The following is a 14,548-nucleotide window of genomic DNA, read 5'->3' as shown; positions in this document are numbered from 1 at the left end:
GGCATGGCAGCTATGCCAAATCCTAGCTTGAACTTTGCCGCCCCGCATCGCATATGACTGACAACGCAGACGACTGCGGCGCCCGAGCCTTCGGGCGCAAAAGTCGCGGGGACGGCCTCGCTCTTAACAAGGAGAGTAAGATGGCCTGGTTCCTGCTGTTTCTCGCAGGTCTTTTCGAATGTGGTTGGGCGATCGGTCTGAAATATACCGATGGCTTCACACGCCCCATGCCGACCGTTCTGACGGTCGTCTCGATGGTGATCAGCGTGGTTCTCTTGGGGCTGGCGGTAAAGACGCTGCCGATTGGCACGGCTTACGCGATATGGACCGGTATCGGCACCGTCGGCACGGTGCTGCTCGGTATCTGGCTGCTCGGTGACCCCGCAAACGCTGCGCGTCTTGCCTGTATCGGCCTGATCGTTGCCGGCATCGCCGGACTGAAACTCACCGCATAAAAGTGGAAATGCCGCGGATCAAACCGCGGCATTTCTCGTTTTCAGACCGTCTTGCGGCTATCGACCGAAAGCGCGCCGGCGCCGGCAAAGACCAGGAACAGGAAGATGAAGCAGAATAGGATTGCTTCACCGCCGCCATTGACCGCCGGATAGAAGCCGCGCGGGAAATGCGCCATGAAATAGGCGATCGCCATTTCACCGGACAGCAGGAAGGCAACCGGACGCGTCAGGAAACCGACGAGAACAAGCAGGCCGCCAATAACTTCCAGCAGTGCTGCGACGAGGAACAGCGGCGGCAGTGAGCCACCGTCACCCTGCGGGATCGGGAAGGCGAAAAGTTTCATCGTGCCGTGTTCGATGAACAGCAGAGCGGCAAAAATTCTGAGCGCAGCCAGTGCATAGGGCTGATAGGCGCTCAAACGATCAAAAGCAGACATAAAGACTCTCCTTCTAGGGGCAGGAAGAGCGTTAGCCTGTCCGCGATGCCGAGAAAAATCACGGAATCACGGATGGCGTTCACATCTTCGACAGTGCCTAAACACCGGAAAGCACAGTTTTATTCGGTCAGAGCGGAATGTTGTCATGCTTCTTCCAGGGATTGGAGAGATCCTTGTTGCGCAGCATCTTCAATCCCCGCGCCAGACGGCGGCGCGTCGAATGCGGCATGATCACCTCGTCGATATAGCCACGCTCGGCGGCGACGAAGGGTGACAGGAACCGGTCCTCGTACATTTTCGTATGCGCGGCGATCTTTTCGGGATCGGCGATATCCTTGCGGAAGATGATCTCGACGGCGCCCTTGGCGCCCATCACGGCGATCTGGGCCGTTGGCCAGGCATAGTTCAGGTCGCCGCGCAGATGCTTGGATGCCATAACGTCGTAGGCGCCACCGAACGCCTTGCGGGTAATGACCGTCAGCTTCGGCACCGTCGCTTCCGCATAGGCAAACAGCAGCTTGGCGCCATGTTTGATCAGCCCGCCATATTCCTGCGCCGTCCCCGGAAGGAACCCCGGCACGTCGACGAAGGTGACGAGCGGAATATTGAAGCAGTCGCAGAAGCGCACGAAACGCGCCGCCTTGCGCGAGGCGTCACTGTCGAGCACGCCGGCAAGCACCATCGGCTGGTTGGCGACGAATCCCACCGTCGAGCCCTCGATGCGCCCGAAGCCGCAGACGATGTTCTTGGCAAAACTCGCCTGGATCTCGAAGAAATCGCCTTCGTCGGCGACTTTCAGGATCAGTTCTTTGATGTCGTAGGGCTTGTTCGCGTTGGCCGGAACCAGCGTATCCAGCGACTCGTCGGACTCTGTCACCGGCTGGTAACATTCGATTTCGGGGATCGGCGAGGTATTGGACTGCGGCAGAAAATCGATCAGGCGGCGCACCTGCAGCAGTGTATCGACATCGTTGTCATAGGCGCCATCGGCAATCGACGACCGCGTCGTATGCACCGAGGCGCCGCCGAGCTCTTCCGCCGTCACGGTCTCGTTGGTCACGGTCTTCACGACATCGGGGCCGGTTACGAACATGTAGGATGTGTCGCGGACCATGAAGATGAAATCGGTCATTGCAGGCGAATAGACGTCACCGCCGGCGCAAGGACCCATGATCACCGAAATCTGCGGAATGACGCCCGAGGCGAGCACGTTGCGCTGGAACACCTCGGCATAGCCGCCGAGTGCAGCAACGCCTTCCTGGATGCGGGCGCCGCCGGCGTCATAGATGCCGATGATTGGCGCGCGGTTCTTCAGCGCCATATCCTGCACCTTCATGATCTTCTCGGCATGCGCTTCCGAAAGCGAGCCGCCGAAGACGGTAAAGTCCTTGGCAAAGACGAAGACGGTACGGCCATTGACCGTTCCCCAGCCGGTGACAACGCCGTCGCCGGCGATACGGCTCTTCTCCATGCCGAAATCTGTCGAACGATGCTCGACGAACATGTCGAATTCTTCGAAGGAATCCTCATCGAGGATGAGGTCGATGCGCTCGCGCGCCGTCAGCTTGCCGCGCTTGTGTTGCGCTTCGATGCGCGCCTCGCCGCCGCCGAGACGGGCCGCATCGCGCCGGCGCTCGAGCTCCTCGAGAATTTCCTTCATGAAATCTCCTCCCGCCGCGCGAGCGGCTCGTCGTCAGCCGCGCCCGGCCGTCAGCTGGAACGCCGAGCGGATGCGCGCTGCAATATCCTCTGCAAGAATCTGGTCGGCCATTGTCGGATCGTTGGCGAAGCTCGAAACGTCGAAGGCCGAGACACCGATGACCGAGCCGTCATCGACCGAGGCCGCGTCGGCCGTGATTTTGGCCACGTTGCGGTTCTTGTCGAACCCCTGCCCCTTGGTGACGGAAACGATGCGGATCGTCAGAACGACGCGCGGATAGACATCGGTGCGGACCGTGGCGTTGATCGCCGCATTGACGCGGTCGCTGATCCCCGACAATACCGCCGGCGGAACGCCGACACCGCCGAGAACGACCGCGCTGCGGACGTCATAGATCGGCGCAGGCGGCTCCTTCGAGCCCATGCTGCAGGCGCTCAAGGCCACGCAAATCACCGCCAATTGGCAAAAACATAACCGCAGCCACTTCATTGCAAAACCTGCACCTATCCCCCGTCAGGAGTCGCAGATTTCGCCATTCTGGCTGTCAAAGCAATATGTTTCAGGCCCTTAGCGCCAAAAAAACATCCGCGGCGGCCTTGAAGTCTTCGAAGCGCTTGGCGCGGCGCACCTCGGCTTCCTCGTCGCTGCCCCAATGCTCGATCGTCCAGTCTTCATCGAGATGCGCGAGCGACCAAACCTCGTCCATAGTCAGGTGCCGCTCGGCAAAAGCGAGCGCCAGGATCGCCGAACCTGTCAGCGTCGTGATCGTATGCAAGGCGGCGAGCGTCAGCGCATCGTCGTGGCGGCGCAGCGTGACACCGAAGGCGGCGATCGCGTCGCGCGGCTGCTCGTGGTGCATGACACCCTCGATCAGGATGAAGCGCGCGCCGAGATCGTCGGCCGCCCAGTCGAGCACCGGATCCCAGCGATCGGCCTGCCGCTTGACCAGCATTTCCGGGCCGTCGGCGCGGTAGCAGAGAAGATCGCTGGACGAAAAGCGCAAGAGATCCTCGATGACCGCCTGCGTATCGGTGGCAACGCCATCGAGTGCCGTATTGACCAGACGGGTCACCGGCATGGTCGACGGATCGATCATCTCGGCCTGCGCATCCCATTCGGCGGCAAGCAGATCGCCAAGCGCCTTGGCGGGAACGGCCAGAATCTGTTTGGCAGGCGTGCGAACCGCCTTGCCGTCGAGCAGAATGGCGAAGCCGCCGTCTTCCTGTTCGGCAACGGTCACATCCTTGTAGAATCGCTTCGGCAGCGGCTTCTTCATCTGGATCTGCGCGCGGCGGATCGGATCGGGATGGCTGAGACCTTCGGAAAGGTCGTTCAACAGGTCGCGCATGGCGTCACCTCAAAAATGCTCGAGCAGGTCTTTCGGATGGCGGACGATGGCGTCGGCTCCGGCGGCAACAAGGTCTTCAACACTTGCATAGCCCCAGGATACGCCGATCGCCTTGGCGCCGGCCGCCTTTGCCATCTGCATATCGTAAATCGCATCGCCGATGACAATGGCGTCGGCCGGATTCATGCCGGTTTCGTCACAGCATTCGGTAACCATCGCCGGATGCGGCTTCGACGGGCAGTCGTCGGCGGTGCGCGAGACGATGAAATCCGGCGCAAAGCCATGCGTTTCGAGAACGTTCACAAGGCCGCGCCGCGACTTGCCGGTGACGGCGCCGATCAGGATGTCGTCACGCGCGGCAAGCGCTGCAATCACCGGCCTGATGCCGTCGAACAGCGGCACGTCCATGCCCGGCTCGCTGCGCACGTCGATATAGATCTTCTTGTAATGCGCGGTCATCGCCACCGCCTCGTCATCGACATGCGGCTTGCCCTGCATCCGGGCAATGGCGATATCGAGCGTCAGGCCGATGATCGACTTGGTTGCCGAGAAATCCGGCCGCGGATAGCCGAAATCCACGAAGGTGCGCGCCATGACCTCGTGGATCAGCGCAGCGCTGTCGACGATCGTGCCGTCGCAATCGAAAAGCGCCAGTTTCATTCCTCGTCGTCCCTTTCGGCACCGGCGAGATCGAGACCGAGCAGGTTCCAGGTCTGAACCATGTGCGGCGGCAGCGGCGCGGTCACCTTCAGGCGGCCGCCGTCCGGATGCGGAATATCGATCTTGCGGGCATGCAGATGCAGCCGCTTCTGGATGCCGCCCGGGAATGCCCAGTTCGGATCCTCGATGAAATACTTGGGATCGCCGATGATCGGATGGCCGATATGGAGCGCATGAACGCGCAGCTGGTGCGTACGGCCCGTATAGGGCTCCATCTCGAGCCAGGCGAGGTTCTGAGCGGCGGTCTCAAGGACGCGGTAGTAGGAGATGGCGTGGTCGGCGCCGTCCTCGCCATGCTTGGCGATCCGCATGCGGTCCCCGTCCTCGGTCGCTTCCTTCACGAGCCAGGTCGAAATCTTGTCTTCGTGCTTGCGCGGCACACCGCGTACCAGAGACCAGTAGGTCTTCTTCGTATCGCGCTCGCGGAAGGCGGCCGTCAGCTTCTGCGCCGCGCCGCGGGTCCGGGCGATGACCAGAACACCCGACGTGTCGCGGTCGAGGCGATGGACGAGCCGCGGCTTCTCGCCCTTCTTGTTGGTCCAGGCTTCCAGCATCTTGTCGATGTTGCGGGTGACGCCCGATCCGCCCTGCACGGCAAGACCGGCAGGCTTGTTGAGCACGATCACCTTGTCGTCTTCGTGCAGCACCATGCGCTGCAGGAGATCGTAATCGTCACCGTGCTTCAGATCATGAGAGGCTATCGGCCCGGTCTTCTTGGCATCGACGTCAAGCGGCGGCACGCGGACGACCTGTCCCGGCTGGATGCGCGCATCGGTCTTGACCCGGCCGCCATCGACACGGACCTGGCCGGAGCGCAGCAGTTTCTGCAAGGGGCCGAAACCGAGCCCCGGATAATGGATCTTGAACCAGCGATCGAGGCGCATGCCCGCTTCGTCGGCTTCAACAGTGATATGTTCGATACCGGCCATTGTTCTTGTCTTTCCGGAAATGATTGCCTGCGCCAGGCGCGGCGGTTGCCGCTGGCTTTAGAGCATTTTTGCCCGCGCGGGAACCGCCTTTCAGAGCAAAGCGCGCATCAGGGCGAGACCAGCGATGACGGCGGCCATCGAGAGACCGACGCTGGCAGCGATATAGACGCCGCCCATTAACGCCTCGCCGCGCTCGAAGAGCGAGATGGCATCGAGCGAAAAGGCCGAAAACGTCGTGAAGCCGCCGAGAAAGCCGGTGATCAGCAGCAGCCGGAGATCGGCAGATGCATTGAAACGGCGCGTGATCATCTCGGCAAACACGCCGATGATGAAGCAGCCGACGATATTGACGATCAGCGTGCCCCACGGGAAGTTCGGCCCCCATAATCTGAGGGACCACTGACCGACGAAATAGCGCAGCAGAGACCCGGCAGCACCGCCGCCGGCAACGAGAAGAGCTTGAAACATGGGCGTTGTGTAGCGCAGCATCGGTCCGATTCCAACAGTTTCCGGCCCATCGCTAAAATGCGAGCGATTTCCTTAGCGGCGCAAGAACACGGACTGTCTATTCTGAAGAGGATGACACAGGTCGTAACCATATCCGCGAGCACCGCGGCCGCCGCTTTTGAGTCGCTGAGGATCGCTCAGCGCGTGCCGCCAAACATGGCGGCCAAAGAAACGCGCCGGATGGCCGAGCGCCAGCTGCGCGGCGTTGCAGCCGCCGACGAGCTCGAAGATTCGCCCAACATCATTCAATCGACCGAAGTGGCCCTCGACCTGATGACCAAGGGCAATAAGCAGCCGCAGGCCGGCCTGCAGCAGGCGCTCAGATCTTACGAGGAAGTCTGATTTTATCCCCCAGGAAGCGAAAAGGCCCACGGTGAAAGCCGCGGGCCTTTTGCTGTTTACTTGCCCTGCGCGGACAGGACCTTCAGCGTCACATCCACCTTGCCGGCCTTCTCGAAGGTCAGCGTTACCGGAACGCTGTCGCCCTGCTTGAACGGCGCCGTCACCTTCTGGAACATCAGATGCAGGGCACCCGGCTCCAGCTTGACGGTCTCGCCGGCCGGAACCTTGATGCCGCCCTTGAGCTCGCGCATCTTCATCACGTTGTTCTCGGTCTTCATCTCGTGCATCTGCACTTCACCGGCATTCGGCGAGGAAACGGCGATCAGCGTGTCGTCGCTCTTGCCACCGTTCTTGATGGTGAAGAAGCCGCCGCCGACCGGCTGGCCCGGCAGCATCGCCTTGGCAAAGGCGCCGGAGATTTCGAGATCGCCGAGCTTGGCTTCATCGCCAGCCGGTGCCGCCATCGCCATTCTGGCCATGCCGCCCATGTCCATGCCTGCCATATCGTCGTGACCATGGCCGTGATCGCTACCGGCGACAACGGTCAGCACCGGCGCCGGGCTCTTCAGCTTGTGCGGATCGCTGCCGTCGGCGGCAACCTGGTCCCAGGCCTCGACGGTATCGCCGCAGAGCTGCGTGACCGGGAAAGCCAGCGACGTCCCGGCATCGACGCCGGAGACCTTACCCTGGATGACGAAGGTGTCGTAGAAATCGTCGGAGAGATTGCCGCCCTTCCAGCGGATCTCGATCGCGCCCGACTTCACCGGCGTGCCGTGATTGTCGTAGCTCTTCTTGTAGTCGCCCTTGATGACCTCGAGTTCCCAGCCGGCCTTCGGCTGCGGCTTGGCGAAGACGAAGCCTTCCGGCAGCTTCACCTGCACTTCATTGGTCGGCTTTCCATCGCAGCCATGCGGCACCTGCAGCGTCGCGAGAATCGTCGCTTCCTGCGGCGCCTCGGCGTCGAGGAAGGTCACATGGGCGCTGGCGGCCGTTGCGGCAAAGGAAAGAGCGGCGGAAAGGCCAAGGGTCTGAACGGTCTTCATCTGGTGTCTCCTCGCCGGCATCCGCATCGTCTTGGCGGGCTCCGGCATCATGTTGCATTTCGGTTCGGGCTGGAGATCAGGCCAGAACCGGCGGCCCCCGCGATTTCGGCTGCGCGACCGCCCGCACCGGCAGGGCGGCAATATTGCTGGTCAGCGCATTCTCGAAAGAGGCAAAGTCGAGCTTCAGCCATGCGGCCGCATCCGGCGCAGGCAGGATGATCGAGGCAGCTAGACGGCAGACCTCGCAATTCGGCCCCATCGGCAGGTGCTTGCCATCGTCGTCCTTGACGGTGACGCAAAGCGAGGCGAAGGAGCCGTCAGGCAGGGTATATTCGGCGCTGCTATAGAGCGGGCCGGCGGCAAGCTGCGGCGCCTGATGCGCAAGGCCGAGGACAAGCAGGCCCAGCGCGCAGATCATGCGCGTCAGCATCCCAGCTTTCCGGCCCGTGTTTGCCATCAAATCCCCTTCCGCGGCTGTCGCGATTAATCACTTTATTGACGAAAAGCAAAAGCCGATTTGACGCAGATCACAATTTGCGCCGTGATGCCGCGACAAAAATTTGTTCGGCGGCGACATTCCCCCTTGCCAACAACCCGTTCCGCCCGATAATTGCCGCGACCTTGTTGGGAGAAGCCGGTTCGCGAGTGCCGGTGCCGAAGGAGCAACCGCCCCGGAAACTCTCAGGCAAAAGGACCACAAGGGGCAGACGGAACTCTGGAGAGAGGCGTTCTCGAAACGCTCGCCGAAGGGATAACAATCTCAGGCGCAAGGACAGAGGGGGCTCGATAACGAGGCGCAGCCGCGCCTTCATTTGAGCCCGCGCATGGACTTCCACGCGCAACGACCGGAGGCGTCATTGGACGATACTGCTGCCCTCAAGAAAACCCCGCTTCATGCGCTGCATCTGTCGCTCGGCGCCCGCATGGTTCCCTTCGCCGGATACGACATGCCGGTGCAATATCCGGCCGGCGTCATGAAGGAGCACCTGCAGACCCGCCAGGCCGCCGGCGTCTTCGACGTGTCCCACATGGGCCAGGTCATCGTGAAGGCGAAGACCGGGAAGTATGAGGATGCAGCGCTTGCGCTCGAAAGCCTCGTGCCCGTCGATATCCTCGGCCTCGCCGAAGGACGCCAGCGCTACGGTTTCTTCACCGATGACAACGGCGGCATCCTCGACGACCTGATGATCACCCATCTCGACGATCACCTCTTCGTCGTCGTCAACGCCGCCTGCAAGGAAGAAGACGTCGCGCATATGCAGAAGCATATCGGCGACCGCTGCGACATCACCGTGCTCGACCGCGCGCTCATCGCCCTGCAGGGACCGCGCGCCGTCGATGTGCTCGCCGAACTCTGGGCCGACGTCGCCGCCATGAAGTTCATGGATGTGCGCCACTGCCGCCTGCATGACGTTTCCTGTCTGGTTTCCCGCTCCGGCTATTCCGGCGAAGACGGCTTCGAAATCTCCATTCCCGCCGACAAGGCCGAGGATGTCACCAAGCGGTTGCTTGAGCATCCGGACGTCGAGGCGATCGGCCTCGGTGCCCGCGATTCGCTGCGCCTCGAAGCCGGCCTCTGCCTCTATGGCAACGATATCGACACGACGACGACGCCGGTCGAAGCTGCCCTTGAATGGGGCATGCAGAAGGCCCGCAAGACGGGCGGCGTCCGCGCCGGCGGTTTCCCGGGTGCCGAGCGCATCCTCGCCGAACTGGACAATGGCGCCACGCGCCGCCGCGTCGGCCTGAAGCCGGATGGCAAGGCGCCGGTGCGCGGCCATGCCAAGCTCTATGCCGATGCCGAAGGCAAGACCGAGCTCGGCGAGGTCACGTCCGGCGGCTTCGGCCCGAGCGTCGAAGGCCCTGTCGCCATGGGTTACGTGCCGCTGTCGCATGCGGCTGCCGGAACGGTCATTTTCGCTGAAGTGCGCGGCAAGTACCTGCCGGTCACCGTCAGCGCCCTGCCCTTTATTACGCCGACCTACAAACGCTGAAACTTTTCCCCAGAAAGGACAAACAATGCTCAAGTTTACCGAAGAACATGAATGGCTGAAGATCGAAGGCGGCGTTGCAACGGTCGGAATCACCAATTACGCCGTCGATCAGCTCGGCGACCTCGTATTCGTCGAACTGCCGGAAATCGGCGCGACCTTCGCTAAGAACGACAATGCGTCCACCGTCGAATCCGTCAAGGCGGCCTCAGACGTCTATTGTCCGCTGGATGGCGAGATCACCGAAGTCAACGAAGCCATCGTTGCCGACCCGTCGCTGGTCAATTCCGATCCGCAGGGCGCCGGCTGGTTCTTCAAGCTGAAGCTTGCAAATGCGGCTGATGCCGATGGCCTGCTCGATGAAGCGGCCTACAAGGAGCTCACCGCGTAATGACGACGCCGACCGAATTCCAGTTCACCGACTACCAGCCCTACGACTTTGCCAATCGCCGCCATATCGGTCCGTCTCCGGCCGAAATGACCGATATGCTCAAGGTCATTGGCTATAACAGCCTCGACGGGCTGATCGACGCGACCGTCCCGCCCTCCATCCGCCAGAAGGCGCCGCTCCTCTGGGGCGCGCCGATGACGGAACGTGAAGCGCTCGACAAGCTGCGCGAGACCGCCAACAAGAACAAGGTTCTGACCTCGCTGATCGGCCAGGGCTACTACGGCACGATCACGCCGCCGGTCATCCAGCGCAACATCCTCGAAAACCCCGCCTGGTACACGGCCTATACGCCCTATCAGCCGGAAATTTCGCAGGGCCGCCTCGAAGCGCTCCTGAACTACCAGACGATGATCTGCGACCTCACCGGTCTCGACGTCGCCAACGCTTCGCTTCTCGACGAAGCAACGGCTGCCGCCGAAGGCATGGCGATGGCGGAGCGCGTCTCGAAGTCGAAGGCCAAGGCCTTCTTCGTCGACGCCGCCTGCCACCCGCAGACGATCGAACTGATCAAGACCCGCGCCGAGCCGCTCGGCTGGAGCGTCATCGTCGGCAACCCGTTCACGGATCTCGATCCGGTCGACGTCTTCGGCGCGATCTTCCAGTATCCGGGCACGCATGGCCACATTCACGACTTCACCGGCCTGATCTCCCGCCTGCACCAGACGGGCGCGATCGCCATCGTCGCTGCCGACATCCTGGCGCTGACGCTGCTGAAGTCGCCTGGCGAAATGGGTGCCGATATCGCTATCGGTTCGTCGCAGCGTTTCGGCGTTCCGGTCGGCTACGGCGGTCCGCATGCGGCCTACATGTCCGTCAAGGACGCGCATAAGCGCTCGATGCCGGGCCGTCTTGTCGGCGTCTCCGTCGATGCCCGCGGCAACCGCGCCTACCGCCTGTCGCTGCAGACCCGCGAACAGCATATCCGCCGCGAAAAGGCGACGTCGAACATCTGCACCGCGCAGGTCCTGCTCGCCGTCATGGCCTCCATGTACACCGTCTTCCACGGTCCGAAGGGCATCAAGGCGATCGCCCAGCAGGTCCACCAGAAGGCCGTGCTGATGGCCAAGGGCCTCGAAAAGCTCGGCTACAAGGTCGAGCCGGAAACCTTCTTCGATACGCTCACCGTCGATGTCGGCCACATGCAGGGCCTGATCCTGCGCGCAGCCGTCGCCGAAGGCGTCAATCTGCGCAAGGTCGGCACCACCAAGATCGGCATGAGCCTTGACGAGCGCACCCGCCCGGCGACGCTGGAAGCCGTCTGGCGCGCATTCGGCGGCAACTTCGCCGTCGGCGATTTCGAGCCTTCCTATCGCTTGCCGAAGGATCTGCTGCGTACCAGCGAATACCTGACGCATCCGATCTTCCACATGAACCGCGCCGAAAGCGAAATGACCCGCTACATCCGCCGGCTCTCCGACCGCGATCTGGCGCTCGACCGCTCGATGATCCCGCTCGGCTCCTGCACGATGAAGCTGAACGCCACGGCCGAAATGCTGCCGATCACCTGGCCCGAATTCTCGGATATCCATCCGTTCGTTCCGGCCGACCAGGCGCTTGGTTATCGCGAGATGATCGACGACCTGACGGAAAAGCTCTGCGCCGTCACCGGCTACGATGCATTCTCCATGCAGCCGAACTCCGGTGCACAGGGCGAATATGCGGGCCTCCTGACGATCCGCAACTACCATATTGCCAATGGCAATGGTCACCGCGACGTCTGCCTGATCCCGACCTCCGCGCACGGCACCAACCCGGCCTCTGCCCAGATGGTCGGCATGAAGGTCGTGGTCGTCAAGGTTCGCGAGAACGGCGACATCGACCTCGACGATTTCCGCGCCAAGGCCGAGCAGTATTCGGAGAACCTCTCCTGCTGCATGATCACCTACCCCTCGACGCATGGCGTGTTCGAGGAAACGGTGAAGGAAATCTGCGAACTCGTGCACAAGCACGGCGGCCAGGTCTATCTCGACGGTGCCAACATGAACGCCATGGTCGGCCTGTCCCGCCCCGGCGACATCGGTTCCGACGTCTCGCACCTCAATCTTCACAAGACCTTTTGCATCCCGCATGGCGGCGGCGGTCCCGGCATGGGCCCGATCGGCGTCAAGTCGCATCTGGCACCGCACCTGCCCGGTCACTCGGAAACCGACGGCCGCCCTGGCGCCGTTTCGGCTGCAGCCTTCGGTTCGGCCTCGATCCTGCCGATCTCCTGGAGCTACTGCCTGATGATGGGCGGCGAAGGCCTGACGCAGGCTACCAAGGTGGCGATCCTCAACGCCAACTATATCGCTGCCCGCCTCAAGGGTGCCTATGACGTGCTCTACAAGTCCGAAGCTGGCCGCGTGGCGCATGAATGCATCATCGACACCCGTCCGCTGGTCGACAGCTGCGGTGTGACGGTCGATGACGTCGCCAAGCGCCTGATCGACTGCGGCTTCCACGCGCCGACCATGAGCTGGCCGGTTGCCGGCACGCTGATGATCGAGCCGACGGAATCCGAAACTAAGGCCGAACTCGACCGCTTCTGCGAAGCCATGCTGGCGATCCGTCAGGAAGCCCGCGACATCGAGGAAGGCCGTTCGGACAAGCAGAACAACCCGCTGAAGAACGCCCCGCACACGGTCGAAGACCTGGTCGGCGAATGGGATCGCCCCTATTCGCGTGAGCAGGCCTGCTTCCCGCCCGGCGCCTTCCGTGTCGACAAGTACTGGTCGCCGGTCAACCGCGTCGACAACGTCTATGGCGACCGCAACCTGATCTGCACCTGCCCGCCGCTGGAAGACTATGCCGAAGCGGCCGAGTAAGCTTTGAACAACGAAACGCCCGGCTTTGCCCGGGCGTTTTCATTTCTCGAAGATCGTGACCCGACAATGCCTGACCTGCAGGGCTTCCACTACATTGCGATAGCAGGCGATCCCCGCCGTCCGCCACTGCTGCTGATGCATGGCAGCAGCATGGACGAGACGGAACTGCTGCCGCTCGCCGCGGGGGCCGCACCCAGTCACCCGGTCATATCACTACGCGGTGGCATCGCCTGGGAAGGCGGCTATGCCTTCTTCCGGCGCAATAGCGACCGGACGCTGGATGTTGCAGATCTTGCTGTTCAGACCGGACGAATTCATTCGTTCCTCAGCGTTGCCATCAAAACCCAGCTCATATCCGGGCCGCCCATCCTGCTTGGCTTCTCGAACGGCGCGATCATGGCCGCATCGCTGCTCATGCACGATCCAGCCTGCGCGCTCGGCGCCGTCCTGATCCGTCCGCTATCTCCCGCACCTGACGCAACCCTGCCACCGATGGCGGCAAAGCCGATCCTGATCCTCGCCGGTGAATACGATGATCGCCGCCAGCCCGAGGATGCCGCAAAATCCGTGCAGCAATTCCAGGCCGCCGGCGCGAAAGTCGAATTTCAGATTTCGCCAACGGGCCATGGCCTCCAAGAGAGCGAAGCTGGCATCATCAAGCGATGGCTGGAGACCGAGACCTTTTCCCTTGTCGCAGAAGACCTGCACCGCTAAGGACATCGGACTTTGATAAAGGCAGGTTTGAACCCATGGCAAAATCCGACAACGATCTCACTCAGGTGCCCTGGGCAAACCCCGTGCTGCTGGCGCTCGAAGAGCCCGGCCAATATGTGACGATCGGCACCACGCAGGCCGCCTCCTGGGCTATGATCGAGGACTGGCCGACCGAGGATGGCCCGGCGCTCGACAAGGCGCTGCTGATCTGCGCCGACGTCATCAAGGGCAAGGCTAGCAACGAACAGGCCCGTAACGCCTTCATCGCTGCGGCTGTCGAAGCGGGCATCGACATCAAGAAGTAAGCCGCCTCAGGGCACCCGGCCCCGGCAGGCACATGCGACATTGGCAAAGGATCGCGGACCGTCGGGCCGCCCGGCTTCGTAGGCATCGCGTACCGCAGCATCGACCTGCGCCCTCTCCGCGCCGTCGAGCTTGCCCACAAATGCGCCGAGCGGCCCTTCCCCCGCTGCAATCGGCCCCCAGTAGTCGTCGAAATTTTCGTAATTCATGCGGATCATGAGCTGCGTCTCCTCGACATCGAGAAGCCCGCCTTCGATGAAAGCCCGCTTCATCTCACCCGGCTGCATCATCGGCTGGAAGCAATAGCGGCTGCGAAGCTGGCGTCCGGCGTCGCTGAGCGCCGCGACCGTATCGATCATCATCCGCATGCCCGCCATGCCGCCGAGATGATCCCAGACGACGGCCGCAACGGTGCCGCCGGGCCGCGTGACACGGCGCATCTCGCCGATCGCCTTCTTTGCCTCGGGAATGAAATGCAGGACGAGCAATGCCAGCGCGCGATCGAAGCTCGCGGCCTCAAAAGGCAATGCGCAGGCATCGGCCTGCCGTATGGTGATCCGCGGATCATTGTTCCGCCGCAGCGCCTCCTCGACGAAGACGGATGAGAAATCGATCGCCTCGATCGCCTGGATACGCCGGGAATGGGCAAGCGCGAAGGTCAAACTGCCGGTGCCGCAGCCGACATCGACAATGCGATCACCATGCTCAACACCGGCAAAATCGATGAATGGCAGCGCGAGCTTCTGGCTCCAGCGTCCCATCAGCTGTTCGTATCCGGATGCCTTGTGGACATTGAAACTCGAGGACATCGGCGCCTCCGTCAACTGCCAGCATCCTAGTCCCC

Annotated in this window: 17 protein-coding genes and 1 riboswitch; of the genes, 7 read left to right on the top strand and 10 right to left on the bottom strand. The window is 62.3% G+C overall.

Annotated features, from left to right (window positions below; genetic code table 11):
• Positions 1–140 precede the first annotated feature (140 nt).
• A complete protein-coding gene (gene sugE / locus ACODR6_RS28435) occupies positions 141–455 on the top strand; it encodes a quaternary ammonium compound efflux SMR transporter SugE (RefSeq protein ID WP_112716355.1) in 315 nt (104 codons plus the stop codon).
• A gap of 41 nt (positions 456–496) precedes the next feature.
• Here sugE and ACODR6_RS28430 read toward each other — a convergent pair whose 3' ends face one another.
• The 7 genes from ACODR6_RS28430 to crcB form a co-directional block, all read right to left on the bottom strand.
• Positions 497–892: a DoxX family protein gene (locus tag ACODR6_RS28430; RefSeq protein ID WP_112716357.1), complete on the bottom strand. Its 396-nt coding sequence runs from the start codon at positions 890–892 to the stop codon at positions 497–499.
• A gap of 127 nt (positions 893–1,019) precedes the next feature.
• The gene (locus tag ACODR6_RS28425) at positions 1,020–2,552 is read right to left on the bottom strand and encodes an acyl-CoA carboxylase subunit beta (RefSeq protein ID WP_130278263.1); all 1,533 of its coding nucleotides are present in this window, start codon (positions 2,550–2,552) and stop codon (positions 1,020–1,022) included.
• 33 nt (positions 2,553–2,585) lie between these two features.
• A complete protein-coding gene (locus tag ACODR6_RS28420; RefSeq protein WP_130278262.1) occupies positions 2,586–3,041 on the bottom strand; it encodes a hypothetical protein in 456 nt (151 codons plus the stop codon).
• 70 nt (positions 3,042–3,111) lie between these two features.
• The gene (locus ACODR6_RS28415) at positions 3,112–3,900 is read right to left on the bottom strand and encodes an ATP12 family chaperone protein (protein WP_489025737.1); all 789 of its coding nucleotides are present in this window, start codon (positions 3,898–3,900) and stop codon (positions 3,112–3,114) included.
• 9 nt (positions 3,901–3,909) lie between these two features.
• Positions 3,910–4,560 carry an HAD-IA family hydrolase gene (locus ACODR6_RS28410; protein ID WP_489025735.1) on the bottom strand — a complete coding sequence of 217 codons (651 nt, stop codon included), beginning with the start codon at positions 4,558–4,560 and terminating at the stop codon, positions 3,910–3,912.
• Positions 4,557–5,549 (bottom strand): RluA family pseudouridine synthase, encoded by a 993-nt coding sequence (locus ACODR6_RS28405; RefSeq protein ID WP_112716367.1) that lies wholly within the window; start codon positions 5,547–5,549, stop codon positions 4,557–4,559. Before ACODR6_RS28405 ends, ACODR6_RS28410 begins: the two co-directional genes overlap by 4 nt.
• 90 nt (positions 5,550–5,639) lie before the next feature.
• A complete protein-coding gene (gene crcB / locus ACODR6_RS28400; protein ID WP_489025836.1) occupies positions 5,640–6,017 on the bottom strand; it encodes a fluoride efflux transporter CrcB in 378 nt (125 codons plus the stop codon).
• Positions 6,018–6,128: 111 nt separating this feature from the next.
• Between crcB and ACODR6_RS28395 the strand changes: the two genes are divergently transcribed.
• The gene (locus ACODR6_RS28395) at positions 6,129–6,398 is read left to right on the top strand and encodes a hypothetical protein (RefSeq protein ID WP_112716371.1); all 270 of its coding nucleotides are present in this window, start codon (positions 6,129–6,131) and stop codon (positions 6,396–6,398) included.
• Positions 6,399–6,454: 56 nt separating this feature from the next.
• On the opposite strand, the gene ACODR6_RS28390 is transcribed toward ACODR6_RS28395, so the two are convergent.
• Positions 6,455–7,441: a copper chaperone PCu(A)C domain-containing protein gene (locus ACODR6_RS28390; RefSeq protein WP_489025733.1), complete on the bottom strand. Its 987-nt coding sequence runs from the start codon at positions 7,439–7,441 to the stop codon at positions 6,455–6,457.
• Between the two features lie 76 nt (positions 7,442–7,517).
• Complete coding sequence (locus tag ACODR6_RS28385) at positions 7,518–7,898, bottom strand: hypothetical protein (protein ID WP_489025732.1); 381 nt, start codon at positions 7,896–7,898, stop codon at positions 7,518–7,520.
• A gap of 158 nt (positions 7,899–8,056) precedes the next feature.
• Positions 8,057–8,148, top strand: a riboswitch (glycine riboswitch).
• 150 nt (positions 8,149–8,298) lie between these two features.
• Here ACODR6_RS28385 and gcvT point away from each other — a divergent pair.
• From gcvT to ACODR6_RS28360, 5 genes are all read left to right on the top strand, one after another.
• Positions 8,299–9,435, top strand: a complete 1,137-nt coding sequence (gene gcvT / locus ACODR6_RS28380; protein ID WP_449097068.1) for a glycine cleavage system aminomethyltransferase GcvT — start codon at positions 8,299–8,301, stop codon at positions 9,433–9,435.
• A gap of 25 nt (positions 9,436–9,460) precedes the next feature.
• Positions 9,461–9,823 (top strand): glycine cleavage system protein GcvH, encoded by a 363-nt coding sequence (gcvH, locus tag ACODR6_RS28375; protein WP_112716379.1) that lies wholly within the window; start codon positions 9,461–9,463, stop codon positions 9,821–9,823.
• The gene (gene gcvP, locus ACODR6_RS28370; RefSeq protein WP_489025730.1) at positions 9,823–12,687 is read left to right on the top strand and encodes an aminomethyl-transferring glycine dehydrogenase; all 2,865 of its coding nucleotides are present in this window, start codon (positions 9,823–9,825) and stop codon (positions 12,685–12,687) included. The genes gcvH and gcvP overlap by 1 nt, the downstream gene beginning before the upstream one ends.
• Before the next feature lie 150 nt (positions 12,688–12,837).
• Positions 12,838–13,401 carry an alpha/beta hydrolase gene (locus ACODR6_RS28365; protein WP_489025728.1) on the top strand — a complete coding sequence of 188 codons (564 nt, stop codon included), beginning with the start codon at positions 12,838–12,840 and terminating at the stop codon, positions 13,399–13,401.
• Positions 13,402–13,436: 35 nt separating this feature from the next.
• On the top strand, positions 13,437–13,706 hold the full coding sequence (locus tag ACODR6_RS28360) for a DUF982 domain-containing protein (protein WP_112716383.1): 270 nt from the start codon (positions 13,437–13,439) through the stop codon (positions 13,704–13,706).
• A 6-nt stretch (positions 13,707–13,712) separates the two neighbouring features.
• Here ACODR6_RS28360 and ACODR6_RS28355 read toward each other — a convergent pair whose 3' ends face one another.
• Entirely contained in the window at positions 13,713–14,513 is an 801-nt protein-coding gene (locus ACODR6_RS28355) for a class I SAM-dependent methyltransferase (protein WP_489025726.1), read from the bottom strand.
• Positions 14,514–14,548 lie beyond the last annotated feature (35 nt).

Source organism: Rhizobium sp. FG96 (assembly GCF_057808655.1).
This window is presented reverse-complemented; position numbering and strand designations above follow the sequence as displayed.